Annotated in this window: 12 protein-coding genes; 6 read left to right on the forward strand and 6 right to left on the reverse strand. The window is 55.5% G+C overall.

Features of this window, described 5'->3' with window-relative positions:
- Positions 1-12: 12 nt before the first annotated feature.
- Both AB7M22_RS12575 and AB7M22_RS12580 read right to left on the reverse strand, forming a co-directional pair.
- On the reverse strand, positions 13-2,349 hold the full coding sequence (locus AB7M22_RS12575) for a KAP family P-loop NTPase fold protein (RefSeq protein ID WP_454186535.1): 2,337 nt from the start codon (positions 2,347-2,349) through the stop codon (positions 13-15).
- A gap of 381 nt (positions 2,350-2,730) precedes the next feature.
- The gene (locus tag AB7M22_RS12580) at positions 2,731-3,621 is read right to left on the reverse strand and encodes a hypothetical protein (RefSeq protein WP_454186536.1); all 891 of its coding nucleotides are present in this window, start codon (positions 3,619-3,621) and stop codon (positions 2,731-2,733) included.
- Between the two features lie 584 nt (positions 3,622-4,205).
- Between AB7M22_RS12580 and AB7M22_RS12585 the strand changes: the two genes are divergently transcribed.
- From AB7M22_RS12585 to AB7M22_RS12605, 5 genes are all read left to right on the forward strand, one after another.
- Positions 4,206-4,721 carry an Hcp family type VI secretion system effector gene (locus tag AB7M22_RS12585; protein WP_007900657.1) on the forward strand — a complete coding sequence of 172 codons (516 nt, stop codon included), beginning with the start codon at positions 4,206-4,208 and terminating at the stop codon, positions 4,719-4,721.
- A 126-nt stretch (positions 4,722-4,847) separates the two neighbouring features.
- Positions 4,848-6,890, forward strand: coding sequence for a type VI secretion system tip protein TssI/VgrG (gene tssI, locus AB7M22_RS12590; RefSeq protein ID WP_454186537.1), 2,043 nt, complete (start codon positions 4,848-4,850; stop codon positions 6,888-6,890).
- Positions 6,891-6,894: 4 nt separating this feature from the next.
- Positions 6,895-7,617 carry a DUF4123 domain-containing protein gene (locus AB7M22_RS12595; RefSeq protein WP_454186538.1) on the forward strand — a complete coding sequence of 241 codons (723 nt, stop codon included), beginning with the start codon at positions 6,895-6,897 and terminating at the stop codon, positions 7,615-7,617.
- Positions 7,617-12,491 (forward strand): RHS repeat-associated core domain-containing protein, encoded by a 4,875-nt coding sequence (locus tag AB7M22_RS12600; RefSeq protein ID WP_454186539.1) that lies wholly within the window; start codon positions 7,617-7,619, stop codon positions 12,489-12,491. Before AB7M22_RS12595 ends, AB7M22_RS12600 begins: the two co-directional genes overlap by 1 nt.
- 2 nt (positions 12,492-12,493) lie before the next feature.
- The gene (locus AB7M22_RS12605) at positions 12,494-12,715 is read left to right on the forward strand and encodes a hypothetical protein (RefSeq protein ID WP_454186540.1); all 222 of its coding nucleotides are present in this window, start codon (positions 12,494-12,496) and stop codon (positions 12,713-12,715) included.
- Between the two features lie 219 nt (positions 12,716-12,934).
- Here the strand turns inward: AB7M22_RS12605 and AB7M22_RS12610 are convergent, their stop codons facing one another.
- Positions 12,935-13,861, reverse strand: coding sequence for a hypothetical protein (locus tag AB7M22_RS12610; RefSeq protein ID WP_454186541.1), 927 nt, complete (start codon positions 13,859-13,861; stop codon positions 12,935-12,937).
- 281 nt (positions 13,862-14,142) lie between these two features.
- Complete coding sequence (locus AB7M22_RS12615; RefSeq protein ID WP_184744775.1) at positions 14,143-15,516, reverse strand: transposase; 1,374 nt, start codon at positions 15,514-15,516, stop codon at positions 14,143-14,145.
- A gap of 1,707 nt (positions 15,517-17,223) precedes the next feature.
- Between AB7M22_RS12615 and AB7M22_RS12620 the strand changes: the two genes are divergently transcribed.
- Positions 17,224-17,874 carry a S1 family peptidase gene (locus tag AB7M22_RS12620; protein WP_454186542.1) on the forward strand — a complete coding sequence of 217 codons (651 nt, stop codon included), beginning with the start codon at positions 17,224-17,226 and terminating at the stop codon, positions 17,872-17,874.
- A gap of 413 nt (positions 17,875-18,287) precedes the next feature.
- Here AB7M22_RS12620 and AB7M22_RS12625 read toward each other — a convergent pair whose 3' ends face one another.
- Both AB7M22_RS12625 and AB7M22_RS12630 read right to left on the reverse strand, forming a co-directional pair.
- A complete protein-coding gene (locus AB7M22_RS12625) occupies positions 18,288-18,890 on the reverse strand; it encodes a terminase small subunit (RefSeq protein WP_454186543.1) in 603 nt (200 codons plus the stop codon).
- 614 nt (positions 18,891-19,504) lie between these two features.
- On the reverse strand, positions 19,505-19,837 hold the full coding sequence (locus AB7M22_RS12630; RefSeq protein ID WP_454186544.1) for a phage holin family protein: 333 nt from the start codon (positions 19,835-19,837) through the stop codon (positions 19,505-19,507).
- Between the last annotated feature and the right edge of the window lie 177 nt (positions 19,838-20,014).

Consider the following 20,014-nt stretch of genomic DNA (forward strand, 5'->3'; position numbering starts at 1 on the left):
TAGGCCCCGCGATCAGTAAAAAAGGTCGCCCTCTTTTATTCCGAGCCAGATCTCGAGATGGTTATGCAAAGTTCTCAGGGACAACTCGTGCTCCGAGAAATCGGCGGGATTGATCGCGTCGCACCTAGCCTTGGCCACGTCGATACCGATGAAGTCTTCGATCGTCTCTCTGTTGAACATGTTGTGCACTGTGGAGACTCGATCACCCCATGAATGGCTTTTGCCAGTGCTCATCATGCGAGTGGTCATGCTTGCAAAGCCATCGTCGGTTTTGATTGCGTCTAACATCCAGCAACGAGGCTCGTCAAAGGAACCCGAATAATCCTTCCATCGGTAAAGTTGGAACATGAGATCCGGCGCGGTAATCAAAGCGTAACCGCCCGCCGCGCGACTCCTTATCAATTGCAACCATAAGGCCTTCATCGCCTCGACAGTATCGAGATCGAGTACTGGATCAAAGGTATCTGCCTTACCTTCTTTCTGATCGGCGGGATCATTCAAGTGAATCAGCATCGCAGCAACGGATAGCGCTTTAGTCCGGTGGAGCGCTTCGAGCGCTAGATCACCTCGTAACTCTTCCGGGATTCGCTTTAGGAACCAAGAAGTCGCTCGCCATGCGGAAATCCACGGAGAATTGAAGGAATCGCCACGCAGACCCACGAGTTTCTGAGCAATGCTGAACATCCCTGGCAGCAGCACAGCAGCGTTCTCTACAGGAAGGCGATCAACGGACTCGTCGAATCTCGCAACGAGCGACGATAGCAAGCCGTCTGCCTCGACTTCTGCGATCGTGGCAGCTAGACCGGCATCTGTCGCCGTCGCATCTAAGAACTCGACGAAGCGACGCTCCGACATTTCGCCGAGCGCCGTCTGGAGTTCGAAGTAACGTGGAAAGTAGCGCGGCGAGCAAACCCGCTTTGCCGCCAGCCAATTGAGATGAAAACCGTCACCATAGTTGGTGCCGCCGAATGCCCACTCGAGAGGCGGGAACAGCTCATTGACCGTGTCTCGGGCGATGGCGCGGCGCTCTTCCGGCACGACCTCAAGAAACCGCTCGGCTGCCGCTCTTTCCGCATCCTGCCTGCCGTCACGCTGGAAACGCCGTTCTTGGAGAACCAGCGCCCTTTCTCGGAACAGCGCCTCGTGTAGGTCTGACTCGAAGACTCGTAAAGCTTCCAGAACCAAGAAGTCCACAATATTCACTTCGAAGACGTCGCCGGACGCATGCAATGGCATGTGAACTGCGATGGACGAGATCAGTCGACGCGCATCTCGCATGTTGCGTAAGCGGGGTTGGATGCACCCGATCAAGGCGTTACCCCAGCGCGTCTGCGAAAAACCGTTCGCCTCGGTCGCATAGCGGTCCACCAACTGGGACAGTTCCTCCAAAAAAATGCGATGCACGATCGACACCGGTACGACGGGTAGGTCGAAGTTGGCTTGCACGATTTTTTCGAGGAAGGCGCGACCATCGCCGTCGGCGACCGGGTCAAGCGCTCGTTCTACTATGCTGGGCTGGAACAGCAGCACGAAGACGATATTGGGCAAGTTGGCGTTCGCCTTTACCTGCCGGAGGAGAGCCCGAATTTGCTCGGGTTCGAGCCTATCAATGTCGTCAACGAAGACGATTAATGGTCGATGGAGTTCGCGAAGACGAACGTCCAGCGCTTCACGTACCTTGTCGAGCGGCTCGCCAGTGCGGTCCCTCCCGAAATGCAACAGCGTGCGTCCGAGAAGAGACGTGCCAACGGAAAGAGCGGCGAGAGCGGCCGCGATTTTCGCAGCAGTGGGAAGATCGAAGCCTATGGCTGAAGCGACGAAGAGCACTGAAGCGTTCGTTAGCGCCGACGAAATGACGTGATTGGAACCACTGGCCTTTTTAAGCGGTGCGCTGGCTCCTGTCAGAATCGTCCCGTAGCGTCGCAGCGCTTCAGCACGGGCGTGCTCTGCCTTTGAATGCTCGCCCCCTAGTCGATCAGCTATTTGGCCGAAGAGCGCGCGCGCGATCGCGCTGCTGTCGCCCCACTGCCAGGGATTGAAATCAAGCCAGCCCGTGTCGTCGTTCCTAGCTTCAAGTCGTTCTGTAATTAGGTTCTTGAGGGAAGACTTGCCAAAGCCCCATCCGCCTCGGATTGCGAACACTCTACCTTCACGCGGACTGAGCTCCGAGAGCACGCCGGCTATGCGGTCTGCGAAGTCAGCCCTCCTAAGGCGATCCTCTGACTTCGTCCGAATCGGCGCCTCCGATCCGATTTCGCTCATCGGCTGATTGACCGTAGCGGCATCGTTTTTGAGCTTTGCTTGACGACGGGCACGCCACGCTGACAGGCGGGTCAATAGTCCGGTCATAGTGCTGGAACTCTCAGGGAAACTTCCGTCCGGCGCGAAGCGCGTTGCGTGGTGAGTGGTTTCATAGCATTTTTCCAGCCCAAGGCCCCGGTTCCATAGGAAGATGAGGACCCTGCCTCCGTTAACACACGGTCACTGGAGAGATCAGCGCCAAGGGTCTCTATAAACGCGGCGAATGATTGCCCGTCGCGTATGCTACCCAGCAATTCATCAAGATCTACAAACATCGGCATCCCTGCATCAGCGTATTGGCGTGAGAGTGAGAGTGAGAGTGAAGGCCCGCATGCTGCTATTCACGAGGATAGGGAGTCAACCCAGTGTCTGTATATGGCTGTGGATTCAACCGGTCGATAGTTGCCATTCGCTTGAGAGCATCTGCTCTCAAGCTCCAACTCGCAATCGCGCCCAAATGCTGGCCTTGGCTCTATTCCATAATTCCGGTATAGGGACAAAGAAAAGCGATATGACCTTCAAGAAACCAGCAAGCTTCTTGCTCTCCGGATTGATCGGTTCGCTGGCAATGTGTATGGCAAGTAGGTAGCGGTAAACTCGCCGGCTAGACAGAGGTAACAGGCCGATCTGCTCGAGCAGCGAAGGACCAATCTCGCGAACCATGCCAGTGGCCATGATCCATAACAGTACAAGTTCGGTGCATAAAAAAGCACTAATCACGATGTTGACGCCTAACGTTCTCCAGTCTTGCAAGGCTTCGAAAATCGAGTCGACGCTGCTTCCCAAGGTTACCAGCGTGGCAATAATTGCAACAATTGCAACCAGCAATCCTATGAATCGCGCAGGGTCGGGTAGCCGGAAGAACGCAGCGAAGCGTGGCCCCATGGTGTCGTTGCTAGCCAACCGTCGAATTTCCTGGCGCTCCTCCCACTTATGTCTCAAGTCTCTTGCCCTATCTAAAAGCTCGCTTGGACAACATTCATAACGCTTGCACAGCCACTCTTGCTGGAGCCGTAAACGCTCGGTGCGGGAAGTGCTTGGGCCTGCTCCCAAACCTTCCGCACGAATCTGAGAATACACCTCTCCCATGTGTGCCGCGCAGATCATGGTAATCAGCAATATGGGAAGCAAAATAGGTATGTAGTGGGACAGCGTGATCCCAGGTACTTCTATTAGCGCCCACAGCAGTGCTATCAGGCAGGCGGCAATCCAGACTAGACAACTACGCGCGTCTCGTCTGCGCCAAGCAGCTTTGAAGGGGACTCGCTCAAAAAGCTGAAAGTGTTCTTCGAGATCGATGTGGAGTTGGCTAATGCTCATAACGCGCTTCGCTACTCAGGCAAAATCATGAGCTTATACAGCTTGATCGACCGCGCAACAGCTTCATATTGAAATTGGAATTCTCGGGCTTGCACACTAGATCAATGATCACAATTGGCCTTAGCCGCTGACCTCAAAGGTCAGCCCATGGACCAGTACGACGATTAATCTGATGAACTCATCTTTTGGCCACCCAAACCAGCGCCTATCTCTGTGCTTCAAATCTACCTATCGGCTGCAAATGTCCACTGGCATTTTGTGTCGAGCTCGCTCTTGATGGCACAACGCCACCATGCGCAAGAAGTTGCGCAACTATTTCGGTGAAAAGTCCCCCAGCGACGCTGGACGCCAGGTTTATCAAGCCCTCCAGCCGAGTGCGCAAGAAGTTGCGCAGTGGTGCGCAACTTCTTGCGCATTTTGTCGGGCGATCTCGGTTCAAATCCGTTCAGACGATTGAAAAACCCCTCTCAACCCACCGGCCTATATGGCTTTCACCATTTCTGGCACGGACCTTGATAACAGTCAGGCACCCACCGGGCGATACCGCCTCCCGGGCACCCTAACTTTTAGCAAGGAGCACATCCATGGCTACACCAGCGTACATGTCCGTTACTGGCGAGAAACAAGGCCTGATCACCGCCGGCGCGTTCACCGCCGACTCCGTTGGCAACACCTACCAGGAAGGTCACGAAGACCAGGTCATGGTTCAGGCTTTCAGCCACGACGTGATCATCCCGCGTGACCCACAGTCCGGCCAACCGACCGGTCAGCGTGTACACAAGCCAGTCGTAATCACCAAGGTCTACGACAAGTCTTCGCCACTGCTGCAAGCGGCGCTGACCTCCGGCGAGCGCATGAGCGAAATCGTTATCCAGTGGTACCGCACCTCGGCTCAAGGCACCCAAGAGCACTACTACACCACCAAACTGGAAGACGCGATCATCGTCGCCATCAACAACAAAATGCACAACTGCCAGGATCCGTCGAACTCGCACTTCACTCACCTGGAAGAAGTGCAATTCACCTACCGCAAAATCACCTGGACCCACGAAGTATCCGGTACTTCGGGTTCCGATGACTGGCGCGTTCCGGTCGCCTGATCCAGGCCGACCGTTTCAAGCATCGGCCAGCTCTGCTGGTCGATGTTGTTTACGCCCTTCCAGAATTTTGCGTCCATTGACCCGGCTTCCGGGTGTCAACGAACGCCGCAGCACGAGGAACAAGGGATGTTCGCGCCGGCCAATCAGACTCACTTTGCCCTGACTATCGAAGGTCTGGAAAACGATCTCCAGGTCTTTTCCCTGCAAGGTCGGGAAGCCATCAGCCAGCCTTTTGTGTTTGAGGTGGAGCTGGTCAGTGAACAACCGTCCCTGGACCTCGAGACCCTGCTGCACAAACCGGCCTTTTTGCAGCTCTCGCCAGACGGCAGCGGCATCCATGGCCAGATCTATCGCGCCGCCCAAGGCGATTCAGGCAAACGCCTGACCCGCTACGCGGTGACCCTGCGTCCGCAGCTGTCTTACCTGGCGCACCGCATCAACCAACGCATCTTCCAGAACCTCACCGTGCCGAAAATCGTTGGCATGGTCCTCGAAGAGCACGGCATCCAAAGCAATGCCTACGAATTCAAAGTCGGGGCGATTTATCCCGAGCGCATTTACTGCGTTCAGTACGATGAATCGGACCTGCAGTTCATCCAGCGACTGTGCGAGGAAGAAGGTATCCACTACCACTTCCAGCACAGCGCCACGGCCCACAAGCTGGTGTTCGGCGATGACCAGACGGTGTTCCCGAAACTGGCGCCCGTGGCCTACCAGCAAGACTCCGGCATGGTCGCCAACGACCCGGCGATCAAGCGCTTCGACCTGCGCCTGGAAACCCGCACCAGTCGCACCACCCGCCGCGACTACGACTTCGAAAAACCGCGCCTGACGCTGGAAAGCGAAAACCGTGGCGACGCCCTGCCCGACCTCGAAGACTACGACTACCCCGGCCGTTTCATCGACCGCGAACGCGGCAAGCACCTGGCCAAACGCGCCCTCGAGCGTCACCGCAGCGACTTCCAGCTCGCCGAAGGCAAAAGCGATCAGCCGTTGCTGGTCAGCGGTCACTTCCTGGCCCTGACCCAACACCCAAAAGCCAAATGGAACGACCTGTGGCTGTTGACCGAAATCCTTCACGAAGGCAAACAGCCGCAAGTGCTGGAAGAGTCGGTCACCAGCAACACGACCCAGCTCAAGGACGACTTCCACCAGGGCTACCGCAACCGCTTCCAGGCCACCCCGTGGGACGTGCCGAACCGCCCGCCGCTGAACCACCCCAAACCACGCATTCTCGGCAGCCAGAGCGCCGTGGTCACCGGGCCAAAAGGTGAAGAGATCCACTGCGACCAATACGGCCGCGTCAAAGTGCAATTCCATTGGGACCGCGAAGGCCAGGCCGACGACAAGACCAGCTGCTGGCTGCGCGTCTCCTCCGCCTGGGCCGGCGCCCACTACGGCGGCATCGCCATCCCGCGGATCGGCATGGAAGTGCTGGTCAGTTTCCTTGAAGGCGACCCCGATCAACCGCTGATCAGCGGCTGCCTGTACCACAAGGAAAACGTCGTCCCCTACGCCCTGCCGGCGAACAAGACCCGCAGCACCTTCAAAACCCTGAGTTCTCCGGGCGGCGGCGGTTTCAACGAACTGCGCATCGAAGACAAAAAGGGCCAGGAACAGATCTTCCTGCACGCCCAGCGCGACTGGGACGAAAACGTCGAGCACGACCAGAAAATCCGCGTCGGCAACGAACGCCACGACACCGTCGAGCAAAACAGCTACAGCGAATTCAAGGCCGAAGAACACCACACCGTCTACGCCGACCGCAAAGTCGAGGCCCGGGCAAACGACCACCTCACCGTGGGCGTGAACCAGCACATCAAGGTCGGCACCGGCCAGTTCATCGAAGCCGGCCAGGAAATCCACCTCAGCAGCGGCATGAAAGTCGTGCTCGAAGCCGGCAGCGAACTCACCCTCAAGGGCGGCGGCAGCTTCATCAAGATCGACGCCAGCGGCGTGACGCTGAGCGGGCCGGTGATCAACATGAACTCCGGCGGCAGCCCCGGCAGCGGGACCGGAGCGGCGCCGTTGATGCCTGGGGCGTTGAAACAGGCTGATGCGGATAAGGCTGGCGCGGTTCTGAGCCCGGCGCAGATCAATACGCTGAAACGCAACGCGCCGTTCTGTGAAGAGTGCGAGAAGTGTAAGGCAGGTGCTTGTGCGATCTGATCTGATGACTCCGCAGGCTTGGCTGGCTGAGCGGCCGTTGCAGACGGGTGAGCGGTTGTACCTGATCGTTAGCGCGGCCAGTGATGCCGAAGCGCTCAAGACGCTTTACCAAAATGAACCCACAACCCAGGCGATTCCGATCTGGGGCGGTACACCCTATGCGGCTTGGCAGCCCGTGATGCCCTACCTCACCGAATTGAAACCCAACTCAAGCTTCCTGCCATGGATCGCCGAAACCGACGCCCTCGATTGGGGGTGGCTGGCCGTATCCAGCAGCGAACCGAACGTGGTGTTCGAACATCTGCGTAGCCTCACTCAGGTTCGGATGCCGGATGGGACTGAAGTGTTTTTCCGGTTCTGGGATGGGCGGCATATCTATCCGATTCTGGAAGGGCTCGGCGATGCCGCAGGGGAAGTGCTGCCGGTGTTTGATAGGTATCTGATCAATGGGAAGAGTCTGGAGGTGGGGCCTCGCGCGGTGCCATCGGCGAAAGACTGGCCGTGGTGGGAGGTGCCGAAGGATTTGTTGGATGGATTGACCAAGGAAAATCCAACGGCCCTGATCGGCAACCTGATGCAATGGCTGGAAGAAGAACGTCCCGACATCTACACCGCCTGGCCTGAAAACAACCTGAAGCTGAAAGTCACCCGTTTCGTGCGCCGGCCGGATACTCCGAAAAATCTTAAAGAAGCGCTGTTAAACCACCTGATTCTGGAGCAAGGCTGATGGATCGCGTTGCCACTATCGAAGCACAACTGGACACCTTCAAAAACAGCCTGAAGCTGTACCGTGAAGAAACCAAGAGCTGGTATGCGCAGCTTGCTGACAAAGCCAGCCGGGCTGCAGATATGCCTTCGCTTCTCGGTATGGAGCGAGTGATTAAGGCTGGCGACTCCAGCAAATCTGTCAGCATGACTGACGATGACTTTTCATACGTCGCGCGGTGTCCGCTAGTAGGTCCGCTGCTGATTGAAAGCAAATTTGAATCGCTTTATGACATCCCTATCGGCGACATCAAAGTCGACATCATTGCAGTTGATGGAGGCGCGAAGTCGACGATTACCTTAGATAAGCAAGGTAAAGGCAGCTTTCAGGGAGAGCCCGGTAAAGCGTACAAAATCCACGTCCACGACCAGGTAACGTCAGCGCAGATCGACGCCCTTTTCAAATCCTACGACGGCTTAGCTGCCGATTTGGAAGGATTCCTGCGCAAGGAATGGGCAGGCTTCAAACCCCAATGGTCGAACCAAAGTGCTTCAGCCAAAGCGATGGCGATAGGGACCGGCATTCTCGAAGGTGGATGGGAAGCCATCAAGGGCGTCTGGGATGGCATATCAAAAGCGCTAGACATCCTTCAAAACCCTAAAAAATTCGCAGCGGATTTGGGCGCTGGCGCCGAAGAACTGATCAAGCTTGCCGAAGAAGCGCCAGACGTCATGAAACAAGCCATGTTGCTTGCGAGTGACGAGGCTGCACTGTTTTTGATGGTTCACTGCGCATCAATCTGGGTTGCAGGATTACCGCCTACACAAGCGGCGGGCCAAGCGGCGAAGATGACATCCGCCGCCGTCATCGGAATTCTCATCGACATCGTGATTTCGGTCGTGCTGACCGTTGCGGCCGAAGGTGCCGGGCTGTTTTACCTTGCCGCACGGTTGGCTAAGTACGGCCAGATCATCGTCAAGGCTGTTACCGGTTTTGTGAAGTCGCTGTTCAACATCATCAAAGGCTTTATGGGCTACGTAGGAAAATACGTCGCTGTTGCCGCCCGTGGTGTGGCGACTCGGGTAGAAAAAGGAGTTGCGCAGCTGCGATTTGATGGCAAGAACAACACGACCGTTGAGCACGGAAAACGTCCTGACGACGCCTCGCATCAATCAAAAACTCCCGACGACAAAAGTGCGGGGCCTGCTCAGGACACCTGCACCAACGGATGCCCGGTTTCAATGGTCACGGGTGAAGAGTTATTGACCCTCACCGACGGCCAGCTCGACGGACTGCTGCCTTTTGAGTGGACGCGTTTGTACCGCACCAGTGCGGTCGAGATCGACAACCGTCTCGGGTATGGTTGGAGCCATGCTCTTTCCCATCGTCTGGATCTGGATGATGAAGGGGTGCTGTGGACGGACAACGAGAACCGAAAAACTCGCTTTCCGATGCCGACACAGCAGCGCCCCGCCATCACCAACAGCCTGTCAAAAGCAGCCATCTATCTGGGTTCCACTCCCGGCGAACTTATCCTGACGCAAGCCGGACAAAGTCCGCGCTTTTACCATTTCCTTGCGGGCCGCTTGATCACCATCAGCGACGCCTACGACAACCAGTTGCTGTTGAGCTACGACTTTGTTGAGCGTATCCAGCGTATCGACAACGGCGCCGGTCGCTCCTTGCTCATCCGTTATGAAGATCGTCATATCGTCGCCGTGGATTATCAGCAGCGTCGCGCCGAATACACGGATCAGGGTGAACGACAGGAACCTTGGGTCACCGTACAAACGTTGGTGACCTATCGGTACAACCGCCAAGGCGAACTGGTCAGTGCCACCAACGCTGCAGGTGAGACTGAGCATTACCGTTACAACGACCAACACGTCATTTTAGAGCGTCAACTGGCCGGCGGTGCGAGCTTCTTTTGGGAGTGGGAAAACGAAGGTAAATCTTCACGCAGCGTCCATCACTGGGCCAGTTTTTCGCAGATGGACTCGTATTACGCTTGGGACGATGCCGGCAAAGTCACCGTTACGAACGTGGATGGCAGCGAGCAGATTTATGTGCACGACGAAAATGCGCGACTCATCAGTGAGACCGCTGCAGACGGCGCAGAAACACAAAAGGTCTATGACGACAAAGGTCGTCTGATCGAAGAGAAGGATCCACTCGGCGCAATCACCGAATACCGCTACAACGACTCGGGTTTGCTTGCCGCTGTTATTCCTCCTGAAGATGCACCAACGTTTTACGAATACCGACATGGCTTCGTGAGCGAGATTTATCGTGGCAAAGCCAGTTGGAAATACCAGCGAAATGGCCAAGGCGATATCACCCGACAGATAGATCCTGACGGTAACGAAACACACTACAGCTACGATGCCCATGGTCGTGTGCTGGAGATCGTTCATCCAGACGGCGGGCGGCATCAGCTCGTTTGGAACGGACTGGGTCAGTTGCTCGAAGAAGCGCTGCCCGATGGTGGCCGGCGTAAGTACCGCTATGACGCTCTGGGTCGTCAGATCACCCGCCAGGATGAACACGGCACTATCACCCATTACCAATGGGATGCGGCTGGCCGCTTAACGCAGATCATCCAACCAGGCGGGGCGACTCGCACTTTCACCTATAACGCCTACGGAAAAGTTACAGCCGAGCGCGATGAACTGGGCCGCATCACCCGCTACGAATACGCCGACGACCTGCAGCTTGTCAGCCGCCGTATCAACCCAGACGGAAGCCAGCTGCGCTACCGCTACGACAACTCACGCCTGCTGCTCACGGATATCGAAAACGAGCGCGGAGAACATTACCAGCTCGACTACTATTCGAACGGTCTAATACAACAGGAAACAGGTTTCGACGGTCGCCGCACCGCTTACGAATACGATCTCAATGGCCACCTGCTGAAAAAAACCGAGTTCGGCGACGACGGTAGCGAACTGGTCACCGAGTACCAGCGTGATGCCGCTGGCCGCTTGCTCGTGAAGGCCTTGGCCGATGGCGAGGAAATTCACTACAGCTACGACGCCCTCGGCCGTTTGGTCAACGTCAATGACGGTCGCTGGCCGCTGGCCTATGAATACGACTCACAAGATCGACTGATCACCGAACACCAGGGCTGGGGCACGCTGCGTTACGAATACGACAACGTCGGCCAACTCAAGCATTGCCGTCTACCTGACGGTAGTAAGCTTGACTATCGCCGACTGCCTGGTGGTCACCTCAGCAGCATTGATCTCAATGGTTCTCGCCTCACGTCTCACCAGTTCAAGGCTGGTCGTGAACAACAGCGCCAGCAAGGAATGTTGCTGAGCCAGTACCAATACGACGATCAGGGTCGCCTGCAGTCTCACAACGTCAGTCAGCGCGATAGCGTCGTGTTCCAGCGCCGGTATAGCTACGACGCGACCGGCAACCTCGCAGCTATCAATGACAGCCTCAAAGGCATCCGCAACTTTCACTATGATCCGCTTGATCGTCTGATCAGCGTACGGGGTGGTACGCCGGAAAGCTTTGCGCACGATCCAGCCGGCAACCTGTTAGGCCAGAATGACCTGCCCGTTGCCAGTTTGGTCAACGTCAAGGGCAACCGTTTGCTCATGCAGGGCGACCGCCACTACGACTACGACGCCTACGGAAATCTGATTCGCGAACGCCGGGGTACCGGACAGAAACTCGTCACTGAATACCGCTATGACAGCCAGCATCGTTTGATTGGTGTCAGTCTTCCAGGCGGTAGTATCGCGTCCTACAAGTACGACACTTTCGGCCGGCGCATCGAGAAGACGGTCGATGGCCATACCACCGAATTTCTGTGGCAAGGCGAACGACTGATCGTAGAAAGTGGGGACAATCGGTATCGCACCTATGTCTATGAGCCCGACAGCTTCCGCCCTTTGGCGTTGCTGGATGGTGAAGGCCCGCTAAAAGCCACGCCGTTCTATTACCAGCTCGATCACTTGGGCACACCGCAGGAACTCACCGATTACAGCGGTGCGATCATGTGGTCGGCCAAATATCGGGCCTACGGCAACCTGGCTGCGCTGGACATCGCGGAGATCGATAACCCGCTACGTTTTCAAGGCCAGTATTTTGATGCGGAGACAGGCCTTCACTACAACCGTCATCGCTACTACAGCCCGAGCACAGGACGGTTTCTGACCCCTGACCCGGTAAAACTTGCAGGTGGCTTAAACAATTACCAGTACGCTCCGAACCCTACAGGTTGGGTAGACCCGCTCGGCCTGATGTTCAGGGCGATTACGAAAGCTGTTTCCGGTGTGGCCAAGAAGGCACCGCTAAAACCCTCTGCGAACTGCCCCAAGCCAGCTAGTTCATCATCTCCAAGCGCTACCCCTACCCTTGCAGACTCCAGCGTAAAGAGCGGAGATGTTACTCCTCCGGTAGTCACAGAATCGAAGCCTGACTTCTATGTCGGACCGTCCGGACCGGACTCGACATTGCCAGCCACGGGCTACCGATACATGGGTTACCAAAATGCCGATGGGAGTGTCAACGGTCGCGCACAGGACACGATCGACACTCAAGAAGCTCGACTGTCGTATTTTGGATTCGAGAAATTTGAGACTGGCGACGCTGCGACGGAAGCTTTCCAGGTACGAGCGCCGAAGCATGTCACTGCGGCCGACCCAGATCCCGCGTGGAGTGATGGTCGTCTGCGATTGAAGTTTGACACGCTGCAACTCTACAAAGATGGTGTGCCCAACGCTACAGTGCCGCATGAACTCGGTGGCAAAGGTCCAAACCTGGAACCGTTCACCAAAGCGTACCCTGAGTACGGAACGGGTGGCGCACAACAAGTCATCCCGAAACCGGGTAATCCCACTGTCATTAAAGTGGATGAAGTCACCATTTTGCCGGAGAAGTAAAAGTGCTAACCGATCTGCAGGCCCGCGTATCACTCAAAGAGCTGATCGAAAAATACCTCAAGGGAAGAGATCCCGATTACGACCGCCTGATCGAAATCGTTCAGGATCCTTCGCGGCAAGTTCCGATCAGAGGTGTGCTTGAAGACATTAGACGGTACAACAAGGTCCAGTACACGCAGCAGGAGCTTGAGCTGATCGACGACCTTTTGTACATGTATGGGTGAGACGAAGCGTGTGAATAGCGGGCGAATGGTTGAAATATGAACGACTTTGATTAGCGCCCGTTCAAGCTTGGCGAGAGCAGCGCAAGCCGTTTAGCTCATTCTGTCTTCCCATTTTGATATCTAGCATTACCCGATAGCTGCCACTGATGACGGTCAGCTATCGGCCAAAAGCGGACTGTGCAGCGCATCACCCATGACCGCCGTTAATTGATTCGTAGTCTAAACAAGACTAACCAGCTCGACTTTTTTAATTCTTTGAGCCGAGTGAACAGTATCGAACTCGCGATCGCTCGTTTGCGGAGTGATGCCGTCAACAACTTCAATGCCAAGAAGATTCCTCAGCGGTATTAGTGATTGAGGAAATGTGGATTCCAATACAAGGATCGCTCTCGCGATTTGAGGGCGTGCTTCAGCGAGCAGCACTGCGTCCATAACAGCTCTGTATTTAACGCATTGGAATAGCCCCCTTACAATGTCAGATTCCGCAGAGACTGCAGATTTGACCTCCGCAGCTACCCAAACCGCTTTGCTATTGAACGAGACGTCAAGGCTGTCACCGGATGGTAACCGGTATTCGGTCACTCCCACTGGGATGTTAGAGCTGAGCCCGATAACGCGCGGGTTACATGCAACATAGTCTTTGAGCGCCTTATGGTCCTCGCTCTCTCCAGCGCCGTAGCCCTCACTGGCTTTTTTTAAGATAGGTGAAAAGTCGCACGCTACTGGCTCAATCGAAAGCGCTTTAAGAACTTCGTCCCATCGAGCAAAGGAAAAGACGTGCGCAAGTTCTGCCTCAACAATGACACGTTTCTGGCGAAGCGGAAGTGCTGAAAAGTCCTCTTTTTTCACGAGAAACCAACCAATGCCCTCTCCTGGTAGGCCGGTGTTTTTGTTGATCACGAGACACTGAAGAGGTGGAACCTTGACCTTCCATATCTTTGAAAGACGTTCTAACGATTGGCCAATGCTCCCAAGAACATAATTAAGGTTGCGCGGGTTAGGCATCCCCAGTTCCTCGGCAAGATCGGAATAAAAAACTGGGACACCCGCCTTCGCTTGACGAACAAGCAGAGGAAGCGCGGCGCGGGCACGTATTTGGTAGGCCTTATCACCCGAAATTGGCTCAGAAACCTTCGCGGTACTCATTTCTCTCCTTGAATATATAACTGGTTAGACGTCATGTCTCGGAAGACAGTTATGAGCGTATACAATTATTCGGGATCGAGAGTAGCCTATGGCCATCATTTGCAGCAAGGTCCGCTTTGGGTCGATTCTGTTGAAAAAGTCGGATTTTCAGATCGCCTGAACTCAGGCACGACTACCACTGGAGAACCTACTCACCACATTGAGTGGTTTTTCGGCCCTTCGTTGACCGTTGCCGCTCAGTTAGTGGGTTAGTTTGAGGTTTTTGCTTAGTGCAGGCGCACCTATCCCGTGACCGGTGGACCTTGAGAGGTAAATTTGGCCAGCCGGCGCAGGTTCTGCACCGCAGCGGCCAGCGTGAACTCATCGGTCGCGCCGCTCATGCCACGTAGTCGCAAGCGATCCAATTTCAGGATTCGCTTGAGGTGGGCAAACAACATTTCGACCTTTTTACGTTCGTGGCGAGAGCGCTGATACGCCGGTGTTGCTGCAATGCGCCGAGCCACATCCCGAGCGGCTTCATGGACGCTGCGGGCGATCTTACGAAACGCAGTGTTCGGGCAGCACTTGGCTTTCATCGGACACGCTACGCAGTCGGTCTGTCTGGATCGGAAGATGATGGTGTTGGCTTTGGTGACGTGCGAACGCTCGTTCTTGAAGGCTCGCCACTCGCTGCGCAAGGCGTTGCCGGCCGGGCAGCGGTATTCATCAGCCTCTTCATTCCAGTGGAAATCGGTGCTCGAGAAACTGTCGTTCTTGCGCTCTGTTTTGTCCCACACCGGCACATGCGGCTCGATGTCTTTTTCCTCCACCATCCAAGCCAGCATCGGCGCTGTACCGTAAGCGGTATCGCCAATGAGGCGCTCCGGCTTGATGTCGAACTGCGCTTCGACCCGTTCGATCATTGTCTTGGTGCTCTCAACCTCGGCCGTTCGATGAGCCGGTGTAGGCTCCACATCCACGATGACGCCGTGTTCGGTATCGATCAGATAATTCGTCGAGTAAGCGTAGAACGCGGGGCCGCCTGGAGCAGCGGTCCAGCGAGCCTGAGGATCAGTCAGTGATAAACGCTTCGGTAGCGTTTCGGCCAAAGCCTCTTCATCGAGGGCTTCAAGGTACTCACGCACGGCGCGGGTGCTCAGGGCCGGATCGCTCCAGTTGACCTGTTCATCACCCGGTACGCCGCGCTGCCGACTCGCATCCGCTTTGATGATGCTGGCGTCCACAGCAAATCCTTCGCCTTTGACCAGGCCAGCATCCATGCAACGACGCAGCACCTCGTTGAACAACCAGCGAAACAGATCGCTGTCCCGAAAACGGCCGTGTCGATTTTTGGAAAAGGTCGAGTGATTGGGGACTTCATCCTCAAGGCTCAACCGGCAGAACCAGCGATACGCCAGGTTCAAATGGGCCTCTTCGCACAACCGCCGTTCGGAGCGAATGCCGTAGCAATAGCCCACGATCAGCATGCGGATCATCAGTTCAGGATCAATCGACGGACGCCCGATCGGGCTATAAAAATCGGCGAGGTAATGGCGCAGGTCGTTCAGATCGAGACACTGATCAATGCTTCGCAGAAGGTGATTGGCTGGGATGTGATCTTCAAGGTTGAACGAGTAAAACAGTCGATCCTGCCCACTCGATAACTGTCCCATCATGCTGTGTGCTTCCCTGCTGGCCAATGCAGAGATTTTGCCGCAGGCCAGACAGGGGAGCTACTTTTTCAACAGAATCGGTCGAAAGCGGACATCGCAGACTTAGCGTCGAATGACGGCCTGTGCGCCGCCTCCGTGACCCGGTATCCGGAGTACGGCATGATTTTCCATAAGCCCAGCTTCGACGATGCTGCGCCAGCCATGCCAAGCGACGAAGGGGCGTCCCGAGATCAAAAGCTGGAGTTCTCTTCTTTGGGCCCTTTCGGACACATCAGCCGCGCGACTACGGAAAGCCGAGTACGTCGCTGAGACGTTTTGAAAATTGTCGAAGAGTGCCATCCCGGAGTACGCGTCCATTGTCAAACTCCAGTGACTAGGGGGGACGGCCTTGAAGTGTGGATTGATAACAAGTCCGATCCTGCGCACTTCTACCTCGGTTGGTCGGTCAGCTAGATACTAAAAAAGCTGACTCAACAGCCGTTCTGGACCCTTATCCTTGCAGCCTTGGTCAAATTAGAGGTAGTCAATGAAGCCAGCAACGCCCTGCAGGCCGGCTTGTCCTGTGACCTTCCCGCCGGGGCCGCCTTGCCCACCGTCAACCTTCGCAACCGGAAAAGTCCCTGTTGTTTCGCTGAGCTCGAGTCCCAGGTAACCCCCGTCGCCTCCTGGTGCACCGCCGCCGCCGCCCCAGCCGAGTCCCATGGCCCCATCATTACCTTTGCTGCCGTCCGTACCAGCGGCGCCGTGGCCGCCTGTCAAAATGAACTCGCCTCCAGAGCCGTCGAAAGTTCCCAGACAACGGATAAATACCAAACCACCATTCCCTGATACGCCCCGTCTGCCTCCAGCCCCCCCGCCAGGGGCGCCACGCATATCAGTGGCATCCGCTCCGGGCTTTTCACCCTGCATACCGTTCGATCCAGGGCCACCACCCCCGCCACCCGCTTGTGTCGTACCATGTGCGCCTCGTCCTCCGTGACCTTTACCCATGACGCCCTTTCCGGTTCCATCTCCTCCGTCTCCTCCGGCCGAGGTCATCGGAAATTGGTACCTCAGCGCCCGCCCTTCAGGTGTGATTGCCTCAATGGGCTCAGTCGTGGCGTAAAAATTTTGGTACTCGATCGTGCCGTGTATGTCGCAATTACCAACGCAATGAAGAATCAGCCACTGCCTTGAGTTGGGCGCAACCCGCAGGACAGCACCTTTTGCGATATTGATTTCCGAGCAATGGTATGTCCGGGCTGGGATTTCCAGTACCTCGCCGGCAGCGACTCGTAGCGGTTGCAGAGCAAAGTCATACATGGTGTCTCCTCCCATAGTAGTTCGCACGTCCAGTGTAGTTGCCAGGCGAATTCATGCTCTCGTGAAAAACCCGCCTTGTTTTGGCCAGGCTACGAAATACCGGCGGAGGGCTCGTGAAATGCGACAGCATTCGGCCAAACGTGGACGGTGGACACGGTGATGGCAAATGAGTAGTGTCACGGATGTTGCTTGCGACTCTAGCGGGCAGCAGGGCTTGCCGTAATCCATGTCGCATGTCTCCCTGAGTAATATCGCGTTTGCCGCGACCACCTCTAAGCTAGACAAGGACTTACAGGGCAACAGGGAGCGTTATACGACAGGCCATCGGGACAAGAAACGCGACATGACATGTCACCTAATACCTAATACCTAATACCTAATACCTAATAATAGTTAGGCAGCACAAACATGATCACAGCCAATATTATTCAAAGAGTATTCCGCATCTCTCATAAGGGGAGAACGGCCTCTGCGTATACAATTGAAAAAGATGAAAATCAGTATTTGATTTCAGCGTCTCATGTCTTTGATGGCTCATCGGAAATCCCTAGCGTAACCATATATCAGGATGGTAAATGGAAAGACATTCATGTCCAGACTGTCTATAATTCGCGCGACGTTGGCGACACAATTGTGTTCAAACTACCCTATGATATTTCACCTAGACATAAAATCTCCCTAGGTACCGAGAATATAATATGGGGAACATGGGCCTATTTTTTAGGTTTCCCATTTGGGATAACCAATCCCGATAAAGGAATTAACAATAATTTCCCTATCCCGTTCATTAAGGCAGGATTAATTTCGGGGCTAAATTTTGAGCGCGAAGGACTAATTACGGTATTTCTAGATGGCCACAACAACAAAGGCTTCTCTGGAGGTCCGGTTGCCTGGATCAACCCTGAAGACAGAAAAGAAATTCAAATAATTGGCACCGTAAGCGGCTACTTGACTGAGAGCCCCATTCATACACAGACGCTTGATGATATTAAAGATTACGGTAACAATGCAGGAATTATCGAAGCATTTTGGATAAAAAATATCCTGAATTTAATATGAGCAGTAGCCTAACAAACTGTTCAAGGCCGTTCGTCGCCCAGAAAAGCTAGGCGCGCGTCTCATCTTTCCCGAGAATCACCCGGTCCCTCGCGCTGAACGCGCCCAGTCTGTGAGACCGGGTGAGTCTCGGGAAGAGGAACTACAGGAGCAAAGTGAGTGGCTGCTTTTGGCCGATTCTGTTGAAAAAGTCGGCTTCGGTTGTCACGGCAGAAAAGTACGCGTCTGAGATTGAAATCCGTGTTTTGCGCAGAAGAGTTTGGGCTCAGATTTGACATAGCAGCGTGCAAAAAAGGAGTTTTCACCGCTCAATGTATGGCTGGTCAAACTGGGTCGACTTTTTCAACACAATCGGCCGAAAACAGACCTCACTCAATCACGCTGCGAGCCGAATAAAAGCGTGTTAGCAGATATTCTCAGCACTCGCTCAATGCGAATCCGAAGTCGTCACTGGACACCTGTGCCGCCTCGTTGAGCCGTTGACGCAGGGCGGCAGTCAACTGCCTCTCTACTTCCCATGGATCCGACAGGGCAGCTAGCTGGGGTGCCAATTGCGGTGACAGGCTCATCAGCGACTGATTGAGCGAACGCGCCGTCTCATACGCGGCTTTCTGCACAAAGCTGATCTCCACAAGCTCTCCCTGTGCCTTTCGAAACTCCATCTCCGCCATCCGCGCGAGATAATGCTCCCGATGGGCTCGTGCCTTCTGAAAGTCAGGAGTTTGCCCATGAGCAAAATCAGTGGGCAGCGGCGCAGCCGTGTTAGTCGGCTCGGATTGCGCTGAGAGTTGACTGTACACGTCACGCTGAAGCCGCTCCTGTTGGTGGCGAGCGGCGACAGCGGCCTTGCTTGGATCGGCGGTATCGCGGATCAACGCTTCGGTGGCCAGCACGTCGACTTGCTTGCCGTTGGGAGACAGGACCAGCCGGCCGTTTTCCTTAAGCCAAGTGATGTAACTCGGTGACCGTCCGATATGTGCAGCGAAGGCGCTTTTGGACAGATACGTGGCTGTGCTCATAAGCCCTCCTTTTCAGCGGCTTTTCAATGAATCCTTTCAAGATTTCAGTGGATTGAAATTTCAGTAAGCTGGCGGACCTCCCACTAACACGATCCCGCGGGTTTCCGACCCCGTGTTGGTTGAAAAGCTCCAGGGGCCCCGTCGGTTTTCAGCTCTCCCCTGCGCGCGGCTCTTCCAGTTGGCTGCCTCCGCCCCCGCTGCCTTCGCACCTCGCGGATTTAAGCGATCCGGATTTCATCCAGGCTGGTCAACTGCCAATCGTTAATGCCTATACCCTTCATCACATAGCCGGCATTGCGTTCGCTCCAGATGGTCGACGATTTCACATTGCGTTGGCATGGTCATGTCCTGGTACTGAATAGGAAGCGGAACCCCCTATGTCGGGTTGAATCTGCAAAAAGATCGGGGTTCGAATTACCCCATTCCTCCAGATCACCGGAAGGACCCATTTAAAATTGGGGGAAGACCTCGATCACAGCCTGAATCGCCGCAAAAAAGACGGACATCGCTGCGAAATTTTCAGCTAGAGAGAATCCGCGAGTTCGATAACCCGTGTAGGGGGCGGCGCTCGGGGAGGACCCGTAAAAAACGGCCCCCCGCCCGGCCTGCCCAGCTCATGCCTTCGGCTCGGCCTCGCTCAGGTCCAGCCGCTTGGCCACCCAGCGCTCGTACAGGCCGATGGCGACATCGGCGCCGGCCATCGCGGTCAGGCAACCCAGAGCGCCTGCTGTCCAGATCGACAAGCCTGCGCCGAACAGCAACATCATCGCTGACACGCCGCAGACGATGCAGGCACCGGACCGAAGTGCGAGGCGGCGCAGTAATACCCAGCCTCGTGCCCCATCCTTGTCAGCGCGCCACATCTCGCCGGACACGCCACCGACCAAGGACAGGGCAATCACCAACCAGATCGGCATCTCTGCCAGTGCCTGTTGCTCGTTCGTCATTGCCCTGCCCCTTAAACAAAAAGACCCGGCGCAATGGCCGGGTCAGGTGGTGGCTTGTCTGCCGCATTCTGCGGTCGCACCCATCGAAGATGGCCCCTTTTTACAGGTCGATTCTGGTGGCAGCAAGACCGTTTTAATGCCATCCGGTGAATGTGTGGGGTACGCCCGGTGAACGGC

This window comes from Pseudomonas sp. ADAK2 TE3594, from assembly GCF_053628675.1.

What these genes read in the sequence shown, in the direction of transcription:
- AB7M22_RS12575 (WP_454186535.1), bottom strand. Translation starts at nt 2,349, where the DNA reads ATGACCGGACTATTGACCCGCCTGTCAGCGTGGCGTGCCCGTCGTCAA.
- AB7M22_RS12580 (WP_454186536.1), bottom strand. Translation starts at nt 3,621, where the DNA reads ATGAGCATTAGCCAACTCCACATCGATCTCGAAGAACACTTTCAGCTT.
- AB7M22_RS12585 (WP_007900657.1), top strand. Translation starts at nt 4,206, where the DNA reads ATGGCTACACCAGCGTACATGTCCGTTACTGGCGAGAAACAAGGCCTG.
- tssI (WP_454186537.1), top strand. Translation starts at nt 4,848, where the DNA reads ATGTTCGCGCCGGCCAATCAGACTCACTTTGCCCTGACTATCGAAGGT.
- AB7M22_RS12595 (WP_454186538.1), top strand. Translation starts at nt 6,895, where the DNA reads ATGACTCCGCAGGCTTGGCTGGCTGAGCGGCCGTTGCAGACGGGTGAG.
- AB7M22_RS12600 (WP_454186539.1), top strand. Translation starts at nt 7,617, where the DNA reads ATGGATCGCGTTGCCACTATCGAAGCACAACTGGACACCTTCAAAAAC.
- AB7M22_RS12610 (WP_454186541.1), bottom strand. Translation starts at nt 13,861, where the DNA reads ATGAGTACCGCGAAGGTTTCTGAGCCAATTTCGGGTGATAAGGCCTAC.
- AB7M22_RS12615 (WP_184744775.1), bottom strand. Translation starts at nt 15,516, where the DNA reads ATGATGGGACAGTTATCGAGTGGGCAGGATCGACTGTTTTACTCGTTC.
- AB7M22_RS12620 (WP_454186542.1), top strand. Translation starts at nt 17,224, where the DNA reads ATGATCACAGCCAATATTATTCAAAGAGTATTCCGCATCTCTCATAAG.
- AB7M22_RS12625 (WP_454186543.1), bottom strand. Translation starts at nt 18,890, where the DNA reads ATGAGCACAGCCACGTATCTGTCCAAAAGCGCCTTCGCTGCACATATC.
- AB7M22_RS12630 (WP_454186544.1), bottom strand. Translation starts at nt 19,837, where the DNA reads ATGACGAACGAGCAACAGGCACTGGCAGAGATGCCGATCTGGTTGGTG.